A 20635-nucleotide genomic window follows, 5' to 3' on the forward strand; every position below is an offset into this window, starting at 1 on the left:
AAGCCCGACGTGGCGGACATCGCACACGAGCGGTACCCCTCCGGCGAAGCGCCCTCGTCGCCCTCGTCGCCGTCGTCACCCTCGTCGCCAGGAATCCCCACCGACCGCCTGCGGTCCTCCGTACGCCGTGAACCGCGCGACTCGGTGACGGTCGCGCTCGACGCGTCGATCGCACGACGTCTGGACCGGGTCGCCGCCGCTCACGACACCGACCGGTTCACCACGCTGACGGCCGTGTTCGCCCTGCTGGCCGGCCGCTGCGCGGGAGCCGCCGACGTCTGCGTCGGAGTGCCGGCCGGGCCCCCTCCGCACGACCCGACGGCGCTGCGCTCCCGTTGGCAGGACACCCAGACCTTCGGGGAGTTCCTGACGGGGATCAGGGACGGCCTGCCGGACGCCTCCGAGCACCCGGACGAACGCGACGACTCCGCCCGGACGACGCCGTTCCGGCTGATGACGGCCGTGCGGGACACGCACTGTGCACCGGCCCCCGGCCCCACCCGGCCCTCGTCCCCCGACCTCGCCCTGTTCTGGGAAGGCGCGTCACCCGCCGGCACCCCGCGCGGCACGATCGAGTACGACACCGCCCTCTTCGACCGGGCCACGGTGGAACGGTTCGCGGACCACTTCACGGCCCTGCTGGAGTCGGCCCTCGACGCACCCGCATCCCCGCTGCACCGGCTCGCGCACACGACCGCCGAGGAGCGGGCGCTGCTCACGGCGTGGGGAACGGAACCGGTGCGTACGGCCGCCGTCGGCGTGACCGAGGCAGTGCGCGACCGGTGCCGGACCGCCCCGGACGCCGTGGCCGCGGTGTACCCGGACGCCACCCTGACCTACGGGGAGCTCCAGGCCCGGGCGGAACGCACGGCGAGGGTCCTGGTGGCTCGCGGCGTACGGCCGGAGAGCGCGGTCGGACTCGCCATGGAGCCCTCGGCCTCGCTGGTCGTCGCGATGCTGGCGGTGCTGCTGGCCGGCGCCGCGTACGTACCGCTCGACCCGGGTCATCCCGACGCGCGGCTGGCCCACATGGTGGCCGACAGCGGTGCGTGCCTGGTGATCGCCGACCGCGACGTCTCCTTCACGGGCGAGGTCCCCGTGCTCCCGGTCGGCGACCTGGGCGCAAAGTCCGCCGGACCGGCGGAGCTCCCCACGCCGCATCCCGACCAGCAGGCCTGTGTCCTGTACACCTCGGGCTCGACCGGCCTGCCCAAGGGCGTGGCCATCACCCACCGCGGGATCGTGCGCCTGGTCCGCGACACCGACTACCTCGGCTGGGACTCCTCCGACGTGGTGGGCCAGGTCGCCAACACCTCGTTCGACGCGGCCACCTTCGAGATCTGGGGGGCGCTGCTCAACGGCGCGCGGCTGGTGGGCGTCCCCAAGGACGACGTCCTGTCGCCCCCGGCGCTCCGCCGGCGCATCGAGGCCGACGGCATCACCACGATGCTGCTCACCACCGCCCTGTTCCACAAGTGCGCCGACGCGGACCCGGCGATGTTCCGGCCGCTGCGCACTCTCTACTTCGGCGGCGAGGCCGCGGACGAGCGGAGGGTGCGGGCGGTACGGGACGCCGCTACGGACGTCCGGCTGGTGAACGCCTACGGCCCGACCGAGGGCACCACCATCGCGAGCTGCCACGACGTGGGCGTCCCGCGCGCCGACGCCCGGGTCCCGATCGGCCGGCCGATCGCCGGAACCGACCTGTACGTCCTCGACGCGCACGGCGGACACGCCGGCATCGGCGTTCCCGGCGAGCTCCACATCGGCGGTCCGGGTCTGGCCCGCGGATACGTCGGACGGCCCGGCCTCACCGCGGAGTGCTTCGTGCCGAGCCCCTTCGGAAACGGCGAACGCCTCTACCGCACCGGGGACATCGTCCGCTGGCGGGCGGACGGCGTCCTCGAATACCTCGGCCGCGCCGACTCCCAGGTGAAACTGCGCGGGGTCCGCATCGAGCCGGACGAGATCGCCGGCGTGCTCCGCTCCTGTCCCGGCGTGCGCGAGGCGGTCGTCGCCCTGAAGGGGGAGGGCGAGCGGCGCGCGCTGGCCGCCTACGTGGTCATGACGAACGGGACGCGGGCCGAGCCGCGCCGCCTGCGGTCGTTCCTGGCCGAGCGGCTTCCCGCTGCCATGATCCCGACCTGGTACGTGCCCCTCGACGAACTGCCGGTCACCCCGAACGGCAAGGCGGACCTGAGGGCCCTGCCCGAGCCGGAGGAACGGGACACCGTCCGGTCCGCGACGCGGGTCCCCCCGCGGGGCGCGACGGAGAAACTCGTCGCCCGGGTCTGGTCGGAGCTGCTGGGGGCCGCGGAGATCTCCGCGCACGACGACTTCTTCGTGCTCGGCGGCAACTCCCTGCTCGCGGCCCAGGCTGTCGCCCGCGTCGCCGCCGGTCTCGGCGCCGAGCTCGGAGTCCGGGACGTCTTCGAGGCGTCCTCGGTGTCGGCGTTCGCGCGGCGCGCCGCCGCGGCCCGGTCCGTGCGCGCCGCCTCGCCCCTGGTCCCCGCCGGTCCGGGACCCCAGCCGCTGTCCTTCGCCCAGCGGCGGCTGTGGTTCCTCGACCGGCTCGACCCCGGCAGCGCCCTCTACAACGTCCCCCTGGCCGTGACGCTCACCGGCGTCCTCGACCCGACGGCCCTGCGCCACGCCCTGCGGGCACTGGTGCGGCGCCACGCCTCGCTGCGCACCCGGCTGGTGGCGACCGCGGACGGCGAACCCGTCCAGATGGTCGACGAGGCCGGTGACGTCCGGCTGGAGACCGAGGACCTCGAGCGGCTGCCCGAGTCCGTGCGAAGCGCGACGGCCACCGAGCGCGCCAGGGCGGAGTCCCTGCTCCCCTTCGACCTCTCGCAGGGCCCGCTCGTCCGTTTCCGCCTGTTGCGACTGGACGAGCGACGGTCCGTGCTGCTGGTGACGATGCACCACGCCGTCTGCGACGGATGGTCGGTGGGCGTCCTCCTGCGCGACCTGGTGGCGCTGTACCGGGCGGCGCTCGACGGCTCGGCCGAACCGCGACCGGCGCTCCCGGTGCAGTACACGGACTACGCCGTCTGGCAGCGCGCGCTCCTCGACCGTGCCGACCGGGACGGACGGGTCGGCTACTGGGCGGACTGCCTGGCGGGCGCGCCGCCGGTGCTCGACCTGCCCACCGACCGCCCGCGCCCCGCCTCCCCCCGGCATGTCGGCGACTCGGTCCCGGTGCTGCTGTCGAGCGAGCTGACGGCCCGGCTCGGCGAGGTGAGCCAACGCCTCGGCGCCACCCGCTTCATGACCCTGCTCGCCGTCTTCACGCTGCTGCTCGGCCGGTACGCGGGGGTCCGGGACGTCAGCGTCGGCACGCCGGTGTCCGGCCGGACCCGTCCGGAACTCGAGGACATGATCGGGTTCTTCGTCAACACGCTGGTGCTGCGCTCCCGCTGGGACGAGGAGCAGACGTTCGCCGAGTTCCTTGCGGTCGTCCGGGAGAGCGCGCTGAGCGCCTTCGACCACCAGGACGTGCCCTTCGAGCAGGTGGTGGAGGCGGTCCGGCCGCCCCGCGACCCCAGCTGGACCCCCCTGTTCCAGGTCATGATGGCGATGCAGAACGTGCCGGGGGACACCGTCCTTGCACCGGGTCTTTCCATGACGGTGGACGAATCCGTCAGCCCGGTGGCCAAGTTCGACCTCACCCTGGTCTGGGAGGAGTCCTCGCTCGAGTCGGGGGCCCTGCGCGGCGCGATCGAGTACGACGTCGATCTGTTCGACCGGGCGACCGTGGAACGGTTCGCGGGTCACCTCACGACCCTGCTGGAGTCCGCGCTGACCGCCCCCGAGGCGCGGCTCGACACGCTGTCCCTCCTCGGCGCGGCCGAGCTGGAGGCCCTTTCGGCGGACGCCGGGACGACGTCCGGGGCGGACGCGGACACGCTGGTGCGGCTGCTGGACGAGGCCTGCGCCCGCTGGGGCGAGCGCCCCGCGGTCAGCCAGGACGGCCGGTCCCTGACCTACGCCGAACTGGCCGCCCGGGCCGACAGGATCTGCGCCCACCTGCGGACCCGCGGCGTCCGGCCGGGCAGCGCCGTCGTGGTGCGCATGGAGCGCGGCCCCGACTGGCCCGCCGCGCTGATCGGGATCATGAAGGCCGGGGCCGCCTACGTCCCGGTCGACGTCGCCGCCCCGCAGGAACGGCTCGAGCAGGTGTGCGCGGACTCGCGGGCGGTCCTGGTGCTGGGCTCCTCGGCGGACGGCCGGCCCGCGCGCGGCGACCTCCCCTTCGTCGCCGTACAGGAGGCGCTCGGCGCGGAGGGGACCGCCCCTGACCCCGCGCCCGGCGTCACCTCCCCGGCGGCGACCGCCTACGTCCTGTACACCTCGGGAACCACCGGCGCCCCCAAGGGGGTGTGCGTGAGCCAGGGCAACCTCGCCCACACCCTGCGAGCGGTCGCGGACCGCTACGGGCTGCACCCCGACGACCGGGTGCTCCAGTTCGCCTCCACCGCCTTCGACGTGGCAGCGGAAGAGCTCTTCGCCACCCTCGTCCGGGGCGGCCGGGTCGTCCTGCTCCCGACGGGACCCGTGCCCGGGATCGCCGAGCTGACCGAGCTGGCCCGCCGGGAACGCCTGAGCGTGCTCAACCTTCCGGCGTCGTACTGGCACGAGTGGGTTGCCCAGCTCGACCGGTACCCGGCGGACGCCTGCCCCGCTCTGCGGCTCGTCGTGGTCGGCAGCGAACGGGTCGACGCCGGACGGCTCGCCCAGTGGCGGGCCGCGGCGCCGGCCGGAGTGCGCTGGCTGAACGCCTACGGCCCCACGGAGACCACCATCACCGCCACCCTGCACGAACCCGGGCCGGACGACTCGCACGACGCGACGACCGTCCCCATCGGCAGGCCGCTGGCCGGGGTCCGCGCGTACGTGCTCGACGAGCGGCTGCGGCCGGTCCCGCCGGGCGTCCACGGGGACCTCCACCTCGCCGGACCCGGAGTCGCCCTCGGCTACCTGGGCGACCCCGGGCGGACGGCGGCGTCGTTCCTGCCCGACCCCTGGGGGCCGCCGGGTGAGCGCATGTACGCCACGGGCGACCGGGTCCGCGCCGCCGCCGACGGAACCCTCGAATTCCTCGGCCGCGACGACACCCAGGTCAAACTCCGCGGCTTCCGCATCGAACTCGGCGAGATCGAGGCCGCCCTGAACGCCCACCCCCGCGTCATGGACGCGGCGGCCGTGCTCCGCGAGGACGTCCCCGGCAGACCGGTGCTGGTCGGCTACGCCGCCCTCGCCGGATCCGTCACGGCGGCCGAGCTGCGGGCGCACCTCGAACAGAAGCTGCCGGAGTACATGGTGCCCGCCTCGATCGTCCTCATGGACGCACTGCCCCGGGGCGAACGCGGAAAGACCGACCGGCGAGCCCTGCCCCCTCCCGCCCGGGCCGGCGGCGCCCCGGCCCGGGCCCCGCTCAACGGCGCGACGGAACGCCTCGTCGCCGATGTGTGGAGCGAGGTCCTGGCGGTCGAACAGGTGGGCGCCGAGGACAACTTCTTCGAGGCCGGCGGGCACTCGCTGCTTCTGCTGCGCGTGCAGGCCCGGCTCACGGAACGGCTCGGACGGCAGATCCCGGTGGTGGACCTGTTCACGTTCCCCACCGTCCGGAGCCTGGCCCGGCATCTCGCCGACGAGGGGCACGGCCTCTCCGCGACGGGTGACGCGGGACGCCGCCGGGCGGCCGCACGCAAGGCGCGTTCGCGCGCACAGGCACCGCGGAGGACCGCGCGGTGACTTCCGACATCTTGGAGACAGGAATGACGAACGACCTCCCGGACGACGGCGGCACGCCCGCCGGAGCCGTCGCCGTCGTGGGCATGGCCCTGCGATGTCCCGGCGCGGACACCCTCGACGCCTTCTGGCGCAACCTGCGCGACGGCGTCGAGTCGCTCACCACGTTCACCGACGCGGAACTCCACGCCGCCGGCGTCCACCCGGACGAGGCCGCCCGGCCGGACTACGTGCGCCGGCTCGGCGTGCTCGACGACATGGAGGGCTTCGACGCGTCCTTCTTCGGCTTCTCCCGCCGCGAGGCCGAGATGCTCGACCCGCAGCACCGGCTGCTGCTGGAGTGCGCCTGGGAGGCCCTGGAGCACGCGGCGTGCGCCCCGGGCGCCACGGACAAGGTCACCGGCGTCTACGCGGGTGTCGGCGAGAGCGCCTACCTGCACCGCAACCTGCTGCCCAACGGTGACCTGGTCGCACGGGTGGGCGAGTTCCAGACGGCCCTCGGCAACGACAAGGACTTCGTGCCGACGCGCGTCTCCTTCAAGCTGGACCTGCGAGGGCCGAGCGTCAGCGTCCAGACGGGGTGCTCGACCTCCCTCGTCGCCGTCCACATGGCGTGCCAGTCCCTGAACAACGGCGAGTGCGACGTCGCGCTGGCCGGCGGCGCCACCGTCATCCCGCAGCGGCGCGGACAGCGGCACGAGAAGGGCGGGATCAGGTCGTCCGACGGCCACTGCCGCGCGTTCGACGCCGCCGCGGACGGCACCGTCGCCGGCAGCGGCGCCGCCGTCGTCGCGCTCAAGCGGCTCGACGACGCCCTCGCCGACGGCGATGTCATCCACGCCGTGATCCGGGGGTCCGCCGTCAACAACGACGGCGCGCGCAAGGTCGGCTTCACCGCGCCGAGCGTCGAGGGACAGGCGGACGTCATCGCGGAGGCGCTCGCCGTCGCCGATGTCGACCCGTCCACGGTCACGTACATCGAGGCCCACGGCACCGGCACCCCGCTCGGCGACCCCGTCGAGGTGGCCGCGCTCAAGAGCGTCTTCGGCACGGGCCCCGCCGGCCGCTGCGCCCTCGGCTCGGTGAAGACGAACGTCGGGCACCTGGACACGGCGGCCGGTGCGGTCGGTCTCATCAAGGTGGTCCTCTCCCTCCGGGCCAGGCAGCTCCCGCCGTCCCTGCACTTCACCGAGCCGAACCCGGAACTGGGCCTGGACGACAGCCCGTTCCGCGTCAACACCGCCCTGGCGCCCTGGGAGGGCGAGCGCCTGCGGGCGGGCGTCAGCTCGTTCGGCATCGGCGGCACCAACGCCCACGTCGTCCTCGAAGAGGCCCCCGCGCGCACGCCCGCCGCCGCCCGCGGCCGTGCCCGGCACGTCCTGCCGGTCTCCGCCGCGACCCCCACCGCGCTGGCGACGGCCGTCGACCGGCTCGCCGGTCACCTCCGGGCGAACCCCGACGAGCGCCTCGACGAGGTCGCGTACACCCTGCAGCGAGGCCGCGGACGGCTCGCGCACCGCGGGTTCGTCGTCGCCGGCGGCGTCGGCGAGGCGGTCGAGGCGCTGAGCGCCGGCGTCCGGCCGCGTGCCGGTGCGACCGTCGCGGGCCAGGACCGCGAGGTGGTCTTCGGCTTCCCCGGCCAGGGCGCCCAGCGCGCCGGCATGGCCCGAGCGGCCTACGCCCAGGAGCCGGTGTTCCGGGCGGAGGCCGACCGGGCGACCGCCCTCCTGCTGTCGCTGACCGAGGGGGCCGTGGACGTACGGCCCGTGCTCGGTCTCGACGGCCCCGTCCGCGGCGACGATCCGACGGTCCACCGCACCGAGATCGCGCAACCCGCGCTCTTCGTCCTGGAGTACGCGCTCGCCCGGCTCTGGGAGTCCTGGGGCGTGCGCCCCGTCGCCCTGGTCGGTCACAGCCTCGGCGAACTCGTGGCTGCCTGTGTCGCCGACGTGATGTCACTGGAGGACGCGCTGCGTCTGGTCGCCGTGCGCGGCCGCCTCATGCAGTCCGCGCCCGCCGGCGTGATGACGGCCGTCCCGCTGCCCGAGGACGAGGTGTCGGCGCTGCTCGACGGCGTGGACCTCGCCGCGGTCAACGGACCGCGCGAGTGCGTGGTCTCCGGTCCCGCCGACGCGATCACGGCGTTCGAGGAGCGGCTCGCCGCTCTCGGCGTCGTCTCCAAGCGGCTGCGCACCTCCCACGCCTTCCACTCGCGCCTCATGGACGGCGCGGCGGCCGCCTTCGAGGAGGAGGCCGCCCGGCTGACGCTCTCGCCCCCGCGCATCCCGTTCCTCTCCGACGTGACGGGCGACTGGATCACCGACGAGGACGCCACCAGCCCCGCGTACTGGGCCCGGCAGATCCGCGCCACGGTCCGCTTCGACGACGCGCTGTCCGCCGTCCGCGACACCGGTGCGGTGCTTCTGGAGGTCGGCCCCGGACAGGTGCTGACCCGGCTTGCCCGGGCCGCCGGCGCCGACGCGGTCGCCTGCCTGCCCACGGTCGCCGGGACGGACGAGCCGGAACTGCTGGCGGCCGTCGGCGAACTCTGGTGCGAGGGCGTCGCGGTCGACTGGGAGGCGCTCGCCGGCGGGGCCCCGCCGCACCGCACGGTCCTGCCGTCGTACCCGTTCGAACGCGAGCGCTGCTGGATCGACCCGCCGCCCGCCGGGGCGGTCGGCGGCTGCGGCTGCCGGACCGAGCAGAGCGCGGCACGGGAACCGGCCGTCCAGGAGACGGTGCCGACGACCGCACCCGACTACCAGGACCCGACCGAGCGGGAGGTCGCCGCGGTCTTCGCCGACCTCCTCGGCGGCCGGGACATCGGACCGCAGGACGGCTTCTTCGAGCTGGGCGGGCACTCGCTGCTCGCCACCCAGCTCGTCTCCCGGATAAGGGCCCTGTTCGGCGTCGACGTCGCGCTGCGCACCTTCATCGAGGCGCCGACGATCCGCGGCCTGGCCCGCGCGGTGGCCGCCGCCCGCGACGAGTCCGGCGACGACGCCCCCGCGGCGCTGCCGCTCGCCGTGGCCGACCCGGCCGCCGTGGCGGAGCCCTTCCCGCTGACGGACGTGCAGCAGGCCTACTGGATCGGCCGCACCGGAGTCTTCGACATCGGCAACGTCGGCATGCACGGCTACGAGGAGTTCGAGGTCGCCGGCCTCGACCTGCCCCGGCTCCAGGACGCGTTCCGCACGCTCATCCAGCGGCACGGCATGCTCCGTGCGATCGTGCTGCCCACCGGCGAGCAGCGGATCCTCACCGACGTGCCCGACTACGTCATCGCCGCCCAGGACGTGCGCGGGCTGGGGGACGACGCGGCGCGCGAGGCGCTGCAGGCCACCCGCGACGCCATGTCCCACCAGGTGTTCGCGCCCGAGCGCTGGCCGCTGTTCGAGCTGCGCGCCACCCTCCTGGACGGTGACCGCACCCGCCTGCACTACAGCATCGACGGTCTGATCACCGACGCCCGCAGCTCCAACGTCCTGCTGCGCGAACTCGCCGGCCTCTACCGGGACCCGGACGTCGACCTGCCCGACGTCCAGCTCTCCTTCCGGGACTACGTCCTGGCCGAGCAGAGCCTGGAGGAGAGCGACCTGTACCGCCGTGCGCAGGCGTACTGGATCGAGCGGGTGCCGGACTTCGCCCCCGCCCCCGAGCTGCCGCTGGCCCGCGAGCCGCGCAGCATCGACACGCCCCGCTTCAGCAGGGTGAGCGGAACGCTGGACGAGGACCGCTGGAGCCGGCTCAAGGCGGTCGCGGCCCGCCGCGGCATCACCCCCACCGCGCTGACCATCGCGGCCTACAGCGAGGCTATGGCGACCTGGGCCACGCACCGCAGGTTCACGCTCAACCTGCCCATGGCGAACCGGCTTCCGCTTCACCCGGGCGTGGACGCCGTCGTCGGCGACTTCACCTCGGTGACGCTGCTGGAGGTCGACGCGTCCGACGCGGGCTCGTTCGGCGAGCGGGCGCGGGCGGTGCGCGACCAGCTGCTGACGGACATCGACCACCGTCTGTTCAGCGGCGTCCGGGTCCTGCGCGAGATCAAGAAGGTGCGCCCGGACGCGGCGATGCCGGCGGTGTTCACCAGCCTCTTCCTCGACCACGGCCAGGACATCGGCCTGGGGCAGGAGGTGTTCAGCATCTCCCAGACGCCGCAGGTGTGGATCGACGCCCAGGTCTTCGAGTCGGAGGGCGCCCTGACCCTGGACATCGACGCGGTCGACGAGCTGTTCCCCGACGGGCTGGTCGCCTCGATCCACTCCGCGACCCTGGACCTGCTGCGATGGCTGGCGGACGACGAGGCGCGCTGGAACGAGCCTGTGCCCTCGCTCCTGCCGGCCGCGGACGCCGCGGCGCGGGAGGACTACAACCGGACCGCGGGGCGCCTGCCGTCGGGCCTGCTCCACGAGCCGTTCTTCGCCATGGCCGAGCGCGCCGCGGACCGGCCCGCTGTGATCACACAGACCCGGACACTGAGCTACGGAGAGCTCGCCGGCCGCGCCCGGGTGATCGCCGACCGGCTCACCGCGCTGGACGTCCGGCCCAACGACCTGGTCGCCGTGGTCATGGAGAAGGGCTGGGAGCAGAGCGCCGCGGTGCTCGGCATCCTCGCCTCGGGCGCGGCGTACCTGCCGGTGGACGCGGAGCTGCCCGAGGAGCGGATCCGCTTCCTGCTCGCCCAGGGCCGGGTCCGGGCCGTGCTGACCCAGTCCTGGATCGCCGGGCGGCTGACCGGGCCGCTGGGGCCGGACGGCACGGTGCTCGCCGTGGACACGCTGCCCTCCGACCCGGGCGCGCCGCACGCAGCCCGGCCGGCCACGGCCGCCGACGACCTCGCCTACGTCATCTTCACCTCGGGCTCGACCGGAGTGCCCAAGGGCGTGATGATCAGTCACCGGGGCGCCCTGAACACGGTCGCCGACGTCAACGAGCGCTTCGCGGTCGGGGAGCAGGACCGGACGCTGGCCCTGTCGTCCCTGAGCTTCGACCTGTCCGTCTACGACATCTTCGGTCCGCTGGCCGTCGGCGGCGCCGTCGTCGTCCCCGACCCGGCCTCGCACCGCGACCCGGCGGTCTGGCTCGACCTGGCCGAACGGTCCGGTGTCACCGTGTGGAACTCCGTGCCGGCGCTGATGGAGCTGCTCGTCGAGCACATGACGGTGGGCGGGGCGAAGAGCGACGCGCTGCGGCTGGTGATGCTCAGCGGTGACTGGTTCCCCGTCACCCTGCCCGAGCGTATCCGGCGGGTCCTGGGCACGCCGGAGATCGTGAGCCTCGGCGGCGCCACGGAGGCGTCCATCTGGTCCATCCTGCACCCCGTGGGCGAGGTACCGGCCCACTGGCCGTCGATCCCCTACGGCCGCCCGATGCGCAACCAGACCTTCCACGTCCTCGACGAGGCGTTCCGGCCGCGTCCGACCGGTGTCCCGGGGCAGCTGTGCATCGGCGGCACGGGCCTCGCGGAGGGATACCTGCACGACGAGGCGAAGACCGCCGCGAGCTTCGTGCGCCATCCCGTGACGGGCGAACGCCTGTACCGGACGGGCGATCTGGGACGGTTCCTGCCGAGCGGCGAGATCGAGTTCCTCGGCCGTGCGGACTTCCAGGTCAAGCTCCAGGGGTACCGGATCGAACTGGGCGAGATCGAGACGGCGCTGCTCCAGCACCCCGCCGTGCGCGGCGCGGTGGCCGTCGTCCACGGCCGCCCCCAGGGGGCCAAGCGGCTGATCGCGTTCGTCGTGCCCGAGGAGGGCCACCAGGTCCCCGCGGACGTACGGGAGTTCCTCGGCGCCAAGCTGCCCGGCTACATGGTGCCCGAGACCGTCGTCGGCATCTCCGAACTCCCGCTCACGGCCAACGGCAAGGTCGATCGCAAGGCCCTCGTGGTGCCGGACGAGCCCGACGAGCCGACGGTGTACGAGGCGCCGGCCACGGAGGTCGAGAAGATCGTCGCGGCCGTGTGGGTGAGCATGCTGAACGTCGAACGGGTCGGCCGGCAGGACCACTTCTTCGAGCTCGGCGGCGACTCGCTCACCGCCATGCGCACGGTCGTACGGCTGCGCAAGGCCCTCGACGTCGAGATCCCCATCCGAGTGATCTTCGACAACCCGACGCTGGAGCGCATCGCGGCGGCGATCGACTCCGCGGACGGCGGCGGCGCCCCCGCCCCGGCGTCCGGGCCCACCCGCACGGACCACGCCGGCGCCCCGGTTCCGCTGACGGCCGCCCAGGCCCGCCTCTGGTTCCACGACCAGCTCGTCCCGGGCAGCACCACGTACAACCTGGTCCAGCCGTTCCGCCTCACCGGGCCGCTCGACGTCGCCGCCCTGCGCGGCGCCTTCGAGACGTTCGTCGACCGGCACGACGTCCTGTCGCTGTCGTTCGAGGCGACGGGGGACGCCCCGCACCAGATGCCGGGCACCGGCAAACCGCTGGACTTCCAGGTCGTCGACGTGAGCGACGACCCGGTGATGCTCGCTCCCGAGCGGGTGATCGCCGAGGAAGCGCGCACCCCCTTCGACCTCGCGAGCGGACCCCACTTCCGGGTGCGGCTGCTGTGCGTCGGACCGCGCGAGCACGTCCTGGTCGTGTCCGTGCACCACATCGTCTGGGACGCCTGGTCGACCTCGATCATGGTCCGTGAGATCAGCGCGCTGTACCGCGGCGCGAACGCGGCCGTCCTCCCCGAACCCGGCGTGGGGTACGCCGACGTCGCCCTCTGGGAGGCCGGGCAGGCCGACTCGGACGATTTCCGGCGGCAGATCGACTTCTGGCGCCGCGAACTGGCCGCTCCGCTGCCCGTGCTGGCCCTCCCCACCGAGGGGACGATCGACGACTCCGAGGTGATCGAGGGGGCCCGGGCGCCGCTCGCGGTCGACCCCGCGGTGGCCGCCGGCTTCAGGGACGTCTGCACGGCGGAACGCGCGACCACGTTCATGGGGTACCTCGCCGCCTGGAAGGTGCTGCTCCAGTGGTGGTGCCGTCAGCAGGACGTCGTCGTGGGCGTCCCCGCCGGCCACCGCGCGCACCCGCAGCTGGAGAACACGATCGGGTTCCTGGTCAACAGCCTCGCCATCCGCACGCGGTTCACCGGCGACCCGACCTTCACGGACGTGCTCAGGGAGGTCCGTGAGAAGGCGCTGGAGGCGTACGCGAACCAGGACGTGCCCTTCGACCACGTCGTCCAGGCCGTCAGGCCGGAACGCCGCGCCGGCGAGTCGGCGCCGGTCTACCGCACCTGGTTCCTGCTGGAGGACGTCCCGCTGCCCGACTGGGACCTCCCCGACGTGAGCGCCGAGGAGATCGACGCGGAATTCCTCCTGTCGGTCCACGACATCAAGCTCACGCTCGTGGCCACCCCCGAAGGCGGAATGGAAGGCGGAATCGACTACCGCGTCGGCCTCTTCGCGGAATCCACCGTCCGTCGTCTGACGCAGTGCCTGACCGAACTGGTGAAACTCCTGTCCACCGAACCGGACGCGAGGCTCAGCGTCGTCAACCGCACTCTGGAAAACCTGTGGGAAGGAAAGGAAGAGTCGCGGAAGAAGAGGTCATGGAACGACATCCGGTCGCAGCGGCGACCGCAGGACAACCGAGGAATGCCGAATGCTTGACGCCGAACGATATCGAGGCGACCTGGTGCAGCTGGGCCTGCACAAGATCGCGCACCAGGACGAGACCCTCCTGGACCACATGTTCCGGGCCTGCGCCATCCTCCAGGACATGAAGGCGGGGGAGCACGTCTGCCTCGCGGGACTGTTCCACGGCGTGTACGGAACGGAGGGCCTGCACAACGACAACGTCGAGTCCATTCCCGAGGAAAGACGCGTCGAGGTCCGAGCGTTCGTCGGAGCCCGGGTGGAGCAGATGATCCACACATTCTCCGTCATGAACTACGCGTCGCTCGGCAAGAGCTTCCGCAACATCATGCGCCCGAAAGGGGAGCCGGCCCTGAAGGACCGGCGCACCGGCGAGGACATTCCGCTGGACCGGGATGAATTCGAGGACCTCCTGCGCATGAAACTCGGCGACGTCCTGGCGCACATGCCGCAACAGGTCAGCCACTCCCATCTCAACCTCCCGGCCGAATACGCGGGTTTCTGGCAGATCGCCGCCGAATACCTCGGTCCGGACGCAGTCGACACATGGAACACGTACACGAAGGGGCAGCTGTGGATCGAGCCGGAGCAGAACTGATGTCGCAGGCCTGGGAAGGCTTCCGTCTGTCGAGGCAGCAGGAGCACGTCCTGGGGCTCGTGGCGGGCGGACGGGCCGGCCGTACGGTGGCCCGGGTGGGCCTCGGCACGTCGCTCGACCGCGAGGTGCTGGAACACGCCGTGCACGACGTGGCATCGGCGCACGAGAGCCTGCGCACCGTCTACCGCAAGGTGCTGGGCGACAACAGCACCGCGCTGATGGTGATCGAGGACCGTCCCCGGTTCCTCCTGTCGGAGCGTTCCGGCGACGACGCCGCACTCACCGCCCTCGTACAGGAGGAGACGCGTGCGCAGAGCGCCGAGGAGGACGCCGAGCCCCTGCGCCTGACCCTCTTCACCCACACCGGCGGACAGCGCTCGCTCGTCGTCTCCGCACCGCGCATGAGCATGGACGCCCTCTCGGCCGAGGTGTTCCTCCGGGACCTCCGGCAGGCCTGCGCCGCCCGGCTGCAAGGCGCCCCCTGGAGCCGCGACGGCATCGTCCAGTACGCCGACTACGCCCAGTGGCAGGTCGACGAGGGGGCGGCGAGCCCGCGCCAGAAGGAGCTCGCGGCCGACCGCGCGGCCCGCCTCACGGAGCTGCCCCCGCTGAACCTGCCGCTCGAACTCCTCTCCGACGACACCTCCCTCGCCGACGTGCGCTGGACTGTCCCCGCACCCCTGGCGCAGCGGCTGCGAAGCCTCGGCGACGACTGCGACGGCGGTCTGCGCAGCGTGCTGCTGACCGGCTGGTTCGTCGCCCTGTGGCACGCCGCCGGACGGCCGGAACGCCTGGCGGTCGCCGCGCGACTCACCCGACGGCCGTTCCCCGAACTGCGGACCTCGATCGGCCTGTTCGAGACCCATGCGCCGGTGTTCGCCGACGTCGCCGACGGAACGACGCTGACCGATCTGCTGCGCTCGGTGGACCTGGAGCTGGAAGGCTTCGAGCAGGCCGACGAGAGCTCCCTGGACCCGGCCGGCCAGCACGTCGCGGGCATCCCCGGCTTCGCCTTTCACGACGTCACGGAGTTCGGCTCACCCCACGAGCCGGTCTTCGGCGACCTGTGGATCGAACCGTCCGACGACACGCGCAAGGTCGCCCTCAGCGCGCAGGTCCTGGACGGCGACATCCGGCTCACCCTGCGCCACCAGGTCCTCGGCCTGGCCGAGGGCGGCATCGAGGCGCTCCTCGCGTGCCTGCGCGCCGCCCTGTCGGCGCTGGGCGGCGATCCCGGGATCGCCGTTCCCGACCTGGCCATGCTGGACGAGGACGCCGCGCGCGAGCTCGTCGCGGCCGTGAACCCCGCGCAGCCGTCACAGCGCCCCGGGGAGCACTGGCACCGCCAGGTCGAGCGGACCGCGCGGTTCGCCCCCGACGCCACGGCGCTGCGGACGGCCACGCGCTCGTGGACGTACCGGCAGCTCGACGAGGCCTCGGGCCGGCTGGCCAACGAGCTGGCCGGGCGCGGCGTGCGCGCCCGCGACCTGGTCGGACTGTGCCTCGAACGCTCCGACCTCGCCGTCGTCGCCATGCTCGCGATCGCCAAGGCCGGGGCCGGATACGTGCCGATCGACCCGAGCCTGCCCGCCAAACGCCGGTCCGCGGTCCTCGACGCGGTCGGTCTGCGCCACGCCGTGGCGACCGAGGAGACGGCCCCGACCCTTCCGCAGGACTGCGACACCGTCCTCCTGGACGCGGACCTCACGGTCTGCGCCCATCACACGAGCGACGGCCCGCAGGTGGCGACCGCCGACGACGACCCCGCGTACGTGATCTTCACTTCGGGCTCCACCGGCGTCCCGAAGGGCGTCCTCATCGGGCACGGCCACCTCGCCGCCTACCTCGACGGCGTGCTCGACCGGCTGCGCCTGACCGGCCCGGTCGACTCGGTCGCCCTGAGCACCCTGGGCACCGACCTCGGCAACACCGCGCTGTTCCCGCCGCTGGTCACCGGGGGCGAGCTGCTGATCGTCGCGCCGGAGGTCTCCGCGGACGCGCAGGCGCTCGCCGAGCTGCTCTCCCGCGAGAGCTACGACCTCCTGAAGATCACCCCCTCGCACCTGGAGGCAGTCTTCACCGTCGCCGAGGCGCCGGAACGGCTGATGCCGCACCAGGCGCTGGTCGCGGGTGGCGAGCCGTTCGGCTGGGGCTGGTACAACCTGTTCAAGGACTACCTCGGCGACTGCAGGCTCTACAACCACTACGGCCCGACCGAGACCACCGTCGGCGTGCTCTGCGGGGAGGCCACCGCCTCCCACGACCTGGCCGCCCTGGCCTCCAGCGTCCCGCTGGGCACCCCGATGCGGCACGCCCGCGCCTACGTCCTGGACCCCGGGCGCCGGCCACTGCCGGTCGGTGTGCCGGGCGAGCTGTGGATCGGCGGCTCGTCCGTGTCGCACGGCTATCTGTCCCCGACCGAGGAGCAGAGCGCCCGGTTCGTCGCCGACCCGTTCAGCCCGGACCCGGCGGGCCGGATGTACCGCACCGGTGACAAGGTGCGCCTCCTTCCCGACCACACCGTCGAGTTCCTCGGCCGCGTCGACCGGCAGATCAAACTGCGCGGCTTCCGCGTGGAGCTGGGCGAGATCGAGGCGGTCATGCGCCAGCACCCGCGGGTGACCGGCAGCCTGGTCGTGGAGGCCGGCGAGAGCACGGGCGCCCACCTCGTGGGCTACCTCATCGACGCCGAGGGCGGTCGCGGCGACGCGGAGTGGCTCCGCGAGTTCCTGGCCGAACGCCTCCCGGACTTCATGCTGCCCGCCCACCTGGTGGCCCTGGACGCCTTCCCCCTCACCAGCAGCGGGAAGGTCGACGCCTCGATGCTTCCCGAACCCGGCTTCTACACCCAGGGATCCACCGCCTACGTCGAGCCGCGGACCGAGACCGAACGCCGGGTCGCCGACATCGTCGCCCAACTGCTGCTGCTGCGTCAGGTCGGCGCCGACGACGACTTCTTCGAAGTGGGCGGCCACTCGCTGCTCGCCACCCAACTGGTCGCCAGGCTGCGGGACGACTTCAAGGTGAGCTTCAAGCTGCGCAACCTCTTCGAGTTCCCCGTGGTGTCGGAACTCGCCGAGTACATCGACCGGCTCCTCGAGAAGAAGGCGGCAGACGCATGTTGACCCAGACGACCGACACCGGCGCGAACGGCCGCTTCGGCAGGGCCCGCAGGTCCGTCGCGGTCACCAGCGAGACGCTGGTCCGCGTGGCCCCGCTGATCGACGGAACGCGCGCGGTGTCCTGCACACCGACCCTCACCGGCCTCGACGCACGGGAGTGGCTCGCGAACTCGGGGAACGCCCTCGCCCGGCTGCGCGACGAGCACGGCGCCGTCCTGCTGCGCGGCTTCGCACCGCTGGACGCCGCGGGCCTGGCCGAACTCGCCACCGGCCTCGACGGCGAGCTGCGCGACTACGACAACCGCTCCACGCCGCGCCGGCGGGTCGACGGCAACGTCTTCACGTCCACCGAGTACCCGGCCGACCAGACCATCCCGCAGCACAACGAGATGTCGTACACGGACTCCTGGCCCGCCACCCTGTTCCTCACCTGCGTCGTCCCGTCCGCCACGGGCGGCGAGACGCCCGTCGCGGACAGCGCCCGCGTCCACGCCCGGCTGCCGCAGGCCACCCGTGAGCGCTTCGAGCGGCACGGCGTGATGTACGTGCGCAACTTCGGCCATGGCATGGACCTGAGCTGGCAGGAGGCCTTCCAGACCGAGGACCGCGCCCACGTCGACGCCTACTGCGAGCAGCACGGCATCCAGGCGGAGTGGCTGGGCGGCGAGCGGCTGCGCACCCGGCACGTGGTGCAGGCCACCGTCAAGGCGAGGGCGACGGGGGAGACGGTCTGGTTCAACCAGGCGAACCTGTTCCACGTCAGCTCGCTTCCCGAACACGTCGAGCGCGAGCTGCGCGAGAGCTTCGCCGAGGACGAGCTGCCCCGCAACGCGCTGTACGGCGACGGCACGCCCCTCGACCCGGAGGATCTGGCGCAGATCCGCGCCGCCTACGCGGCGGAGGAGATCGCCCTGCCCTGGCAGGCCGGCGACATCATGATCGTCGACAACGAGCAGTTCTCGCACGGCCGGAACCCCTACACCGGTTCCCGCACGGTCCTGGTGGCCATGGCATGAGCGACTCGACGACCTTCGAAGCCGTGCGGGAAGAGATCGCCTACGCGTTCGACAACACCGTCTTCTTCCGCAAGCACATGGAAGCCAGCGGTCTGCGGCCGGAGGACATCCGGGGCCTGGCGGACTTCCACCGGCTGCCGCCCACCTCCAAGTCCCACTACCGGCGGAACTTCCCCGCGGGCGTGCTGGCCAAGGGCTACACCCTCAACTCACCGCACGTCATGCGCTTCCAGAGCTCCGGCACCTCCGGCGAGCGGCTGAACAGCGCCATCCTGGCCTACGACCTGGCGAGACGGCAGGCGACCGCACTCGGCGTGAACCGCCGCTTCGACGAGCTGTGGCGTCCCGGCAGCCGGCCCAGGATCTGTCGCTTCGCCCCGCCGAACTGCTCCGACGTGGAGTGCGCCACGGGATTCTCGACCATGGAGGACCGCACCCTCGCGGACGGCACCCTGGTGCTCACCGTGGCCCACGACCTCCTGGCCACCCCGGAGTGGCAGATCGTCAAGGCACTCGACGAGATCGAGCTCTACGAACCCGATCTCCTGGTGGTGGACTCGACGCACTTCGCCTTCCTCACGAGGTGGGCGCGACGGCTCGGCCGCCGGATCACCTCGCCGCGCAAGCTGCACCTGGTGAGCGGCTACACCCTCATGACACGGGTGGCGCGACGCCAGATCGAGGAGTTCATGGGGCCGGACCTGGCGATCGGCGACATGATCGGCATGTCCGAGCTCGGCTATCTCGGATTCGAGTGCCACGACGGGATGCGGCACATCAACGACCAGGACTTCCACGTGGAGTTCGTCCGCGACGGCGAGCCCGTCGCGGCCGGCGAGACCGGCGAGCTGTACGTCACCACCAAGGACGACGCACTCGTCCCCCGCATCCGGTACGCCACGGGGGACCACTTCACCCCCCTGGGCGGCGCCTGCGGCTGCGGCAGCGAGCTGCCGCTGGTGCGGATCGAGGGCCGCGCCACCCACATGATCCAGCTGGCGGACGGCCGGGTCGTCACGCCGGGCGCGATCGACGCCGTGGTCGGCGACGCCCCCGGCATCGAGATCTACAAGCTGGAGCAGGACCGCACCGGAGCGTGCACCTTCCGGTACATCCCCGAGGCCGGCGCGCGGACCGACGGCGTCGCCGCGCTCACCGACCGCCTGACCGAAGCCCTGGCGCCGAACCCGGTGCGCGTCGAGGCCGTCGACTACATCGCCGGCGAACGCAGCGGCAAGTTCCAGCCCTGCGTCTCACAGATATCCGCGGAAGGTGCGCGATGACCCTTCGAGACAACCTCCGGGACGACTTTCCGGCCCTGCGGCGGAAGATCGACGGGCAGACGATCTCCTACCTGGACAACGCGGCCACGACGCTGAAACCGCGGCCCGTCATCGAGGCGATCACCGAGTACTACGAGACCAACGGCGCCAACATCCACCGCGGCAAGCACCGGCTGTCCGAGGAGGCCTCCGACGCCTACGAGGCATCCCGGGTGGCGATCGCCGCCCACCTCGGCGCCGCGGCGAACGAAGTGGTCCTGACCCGCAACACGAGCGAGGCCCTGAACCTGGTCGCCCAGGGGCTGGGCCTGGAACCGGACGCCCCGATCGTGGGGTGCATGGACGCGCACCACTCGCAGATGCTGCCGTGGCGGCGGGCCGGCCGCCTCGCGCTCACCCGGGTCGACGCCCACGGCCGGCTCGACCGCGACCACTTCCGCGAACTGCTGCGCAGCCGGCCGAAGGTGGTCGCGCTCACCCACTGCTCCAACGTCACCGGCGTCGTCCACCCGGTGGCCGAGCTGATCGCCGAGATCCGTGCGGCCACCGACGCGGTCATCGTCCTCGACGCCGCGCAGTCCCTGCCCCACGAGCGCATCAACGTGCACCAGCTCGACGTCGACTTCCTGGCCTTCTCGATGCACAAGATGCTCGGCCCCACCGGGGTCGGCGTCCTCTTCGGCCGCAGTCGGCTCCTCGCCGGGCTCCGCCCGATGTCGGTCGGCGGAGGCATGGTCGACTGGGTCGATCTGGACGGCAGCGTGGACCGGCGCACACCCTTCAAGTTCGAAACGGGCACGCCGGCCATCGCCTCCGTCATCGGGTCCGGCGCCGCGATCAGGTACCTGGAGTCACTGGACGCCCAGGCGCTGCGGCGGCGCGAGCGTGACCTCGGCGCGGCCCTGGTCGGCGGGGCGCTCACCCGGCCCGGCGTGCGTCTGATCGGCCCGCCGGACCTGACCGACCGGATCGCGCTCGTGAGCCTGCGCCTCGAGCAGGGCGTCCCCACCGGCGAGGTCGCCCGCATGCTGAGCGACTCCTACGGCTTCATGGTGCGCAGCGGTCACATGTGCTCACAGCCGCTGGTCAGCGACCTGGCCGGCGGGGAGATCCTCCGCGTCTCCGCGTACCTCTACAACGAGGTCCGCGAGATCGAGGACCTCTACGAGGCGCTGGACGAACTGCTGAGCTGGATCGGCCCGACCGCGGCCGTCGCCTCACGCCGCTGAGACCACCGATCGACAGGAGGTGTGCA

Annotated in this window: 7 protein-coding genes; all 7 read left to right on the plus strand. The window is 72.8% G+C overall.

The genetic code is table 11. From position 1 onward, the window contains the following. Window positions 1-9: 9 nt before the first annotated feature. From ACH4ZA_RS28790 to ACH4ZA_RS28820, 7 genes are read left to right on the plus strand one after another with little or no spacing between them, the layout of a single operon-like run. On the plus strand, window positions 10-5760 hold the full coding sequence (locus ACH4ZA_RS28790) for an amino acid adenylation domain-containing protein (RefSeq protein WP_398432285.1): 5751 nt from the start codon (window positions 10-12) through the stop codon (window positions 5758-5760). A gap of 23 nt (window positions 5761-5783) precedes the next feature. Next, the gene (locus tag ACH4ZA_RS28795) at window positions 5784-13376 is read left to right on the plus strand and encodes an amino acid adenylation domain-containing protein (protein ID WP_398432286.1); all 7593 of its coding nucleotides are present in this window, start codon (window positions 5784-5786) and stop codon (window positions 13374-13376) included. Beyond that, window positions 13369-13959: a DUF6817 domain-containing protein gene (locus ACH4ZA_RS28800; protein ID WP_398432287.1), complete on the plus strand. Its 591-nt coding sequence runs from the start codon at window positions 13369-13371 to the stop codon at window positions 13957-13959. Before ACH4ZA_RS28795 ends, ACH4ZA_RS28800 begins: the two co-directional genes overlap by 8 nt. Continuing rightward, window positions 13935-17084: an amino acid adenylation domain-containing protein gene (locus ACH4ZA_RS28805; RefSeq protein ID WP_398432288.1), complete on the plus strand. Its 3150-nt coding sequence runs from the start codon at window positions 13935-13937 to the stop codon at window positions 17082-17084. The genes ACH4ZA_RS28800 and ACH4ZA_RS28805 overlap by 25 nt, the downstream gene beginning before the upstream one ends. Continuing rightward, the gene (locus ACH4ZA_RS28810) at window positions 17078-18097 is read left to right on the plus strand and encodes a TauD/TfdA family dioxygenase (protein ID WP_398432289.1); all 1020 of its coding nucleotides are present in this window, start codon (window positions 17078-17080) and stop codon (window positions 18095-18097) included. Before ACH4ZA_RS28805 ends, ACH4ZA_RS28810 begins: the two co-directional genes overlap by 7 nt. Beyond that, a complete protein-coding gene (locus ACH4ZA_RS28815) occupies window positions 18094-19380 on the plus strand; it encodes a phenylacetate--CoA ligase family protein (RefSeq protein WP_398432290.1) in 1287 nt (428 codons plus the stop codon). The genes ACH4ZA_RS28810 and ACH4ZA_RS28815 overlap by 4 nt, the downstream gene beginning before the upstream one ends. Continuing rightward, on the plus strand, window positions 19377-20609 hold the full coding sequence (locus ACH4ZA_RS28820; protein WP_398432291.1) for an aminotransferase class V-fold PLP-dependent enzyme: 1233 nt from the start codon (window positions 19377-19379) through the stop codon (window positions 20607-20609). Before ACH4ZA_RS28815 ends, ACH4ZA_RS28820 begins: the two co-directional genes overlap by 4 nt. The last annotated feature ends 26 nt before the right edge of the window (window positions 20610-20635 follow it).

Source organism: Streptomyces sp. NPDC020597, assembly GCF_044335095.1.
In the GTDB taxonomy this organism is placed as follows: domain Bacteria; phylum Actinomycetota; class Actinomycetes; order Streptomycetales; family Streptomycetaceae; genus Streptomyces.

Excerpts from the sequence above, each read along its gene's own strand:
- ACH4ZA_RS28815 (WP_398432290.1), top strand. The coding sequence starts at position 18,094 with ATGAGCGACTCGACGACCTTCGAAGCCGTGCGGGAAGAGATCGCCTAC.
- ACH4ZA_RS28800 (WP_398432287.1), top strand. The coding sequence starts at position 13,369 with ATGCTTGACGCCGAACGATATCGAGGCGACCTGGTGCAGCTGGGCCTG.
- ACH4ZA_RS28795 (WP_398432286.1), top strand. The coding sequence starts at position 5,784 with ATGACGAACGACCTCCCGGACGACGGCGGCACGCCCGCCGGAGCCGTC.
- ACH4ZA_RS28810 (WP_398432289.1), top strand. The coding sequence starts at position 17,078 with ATGTTGACCCAGACGACCGACACCGGCGCGAACGGCCGCTTCGGCAGG.
- ACH4ZA_RS28820 (WP_398432291.1), top strand. The coding sequence starts at position 19,377 with ATGACCCTTCGAGACAACCTCCGGGACGACTTTCCGGCCCTGCGGCGG.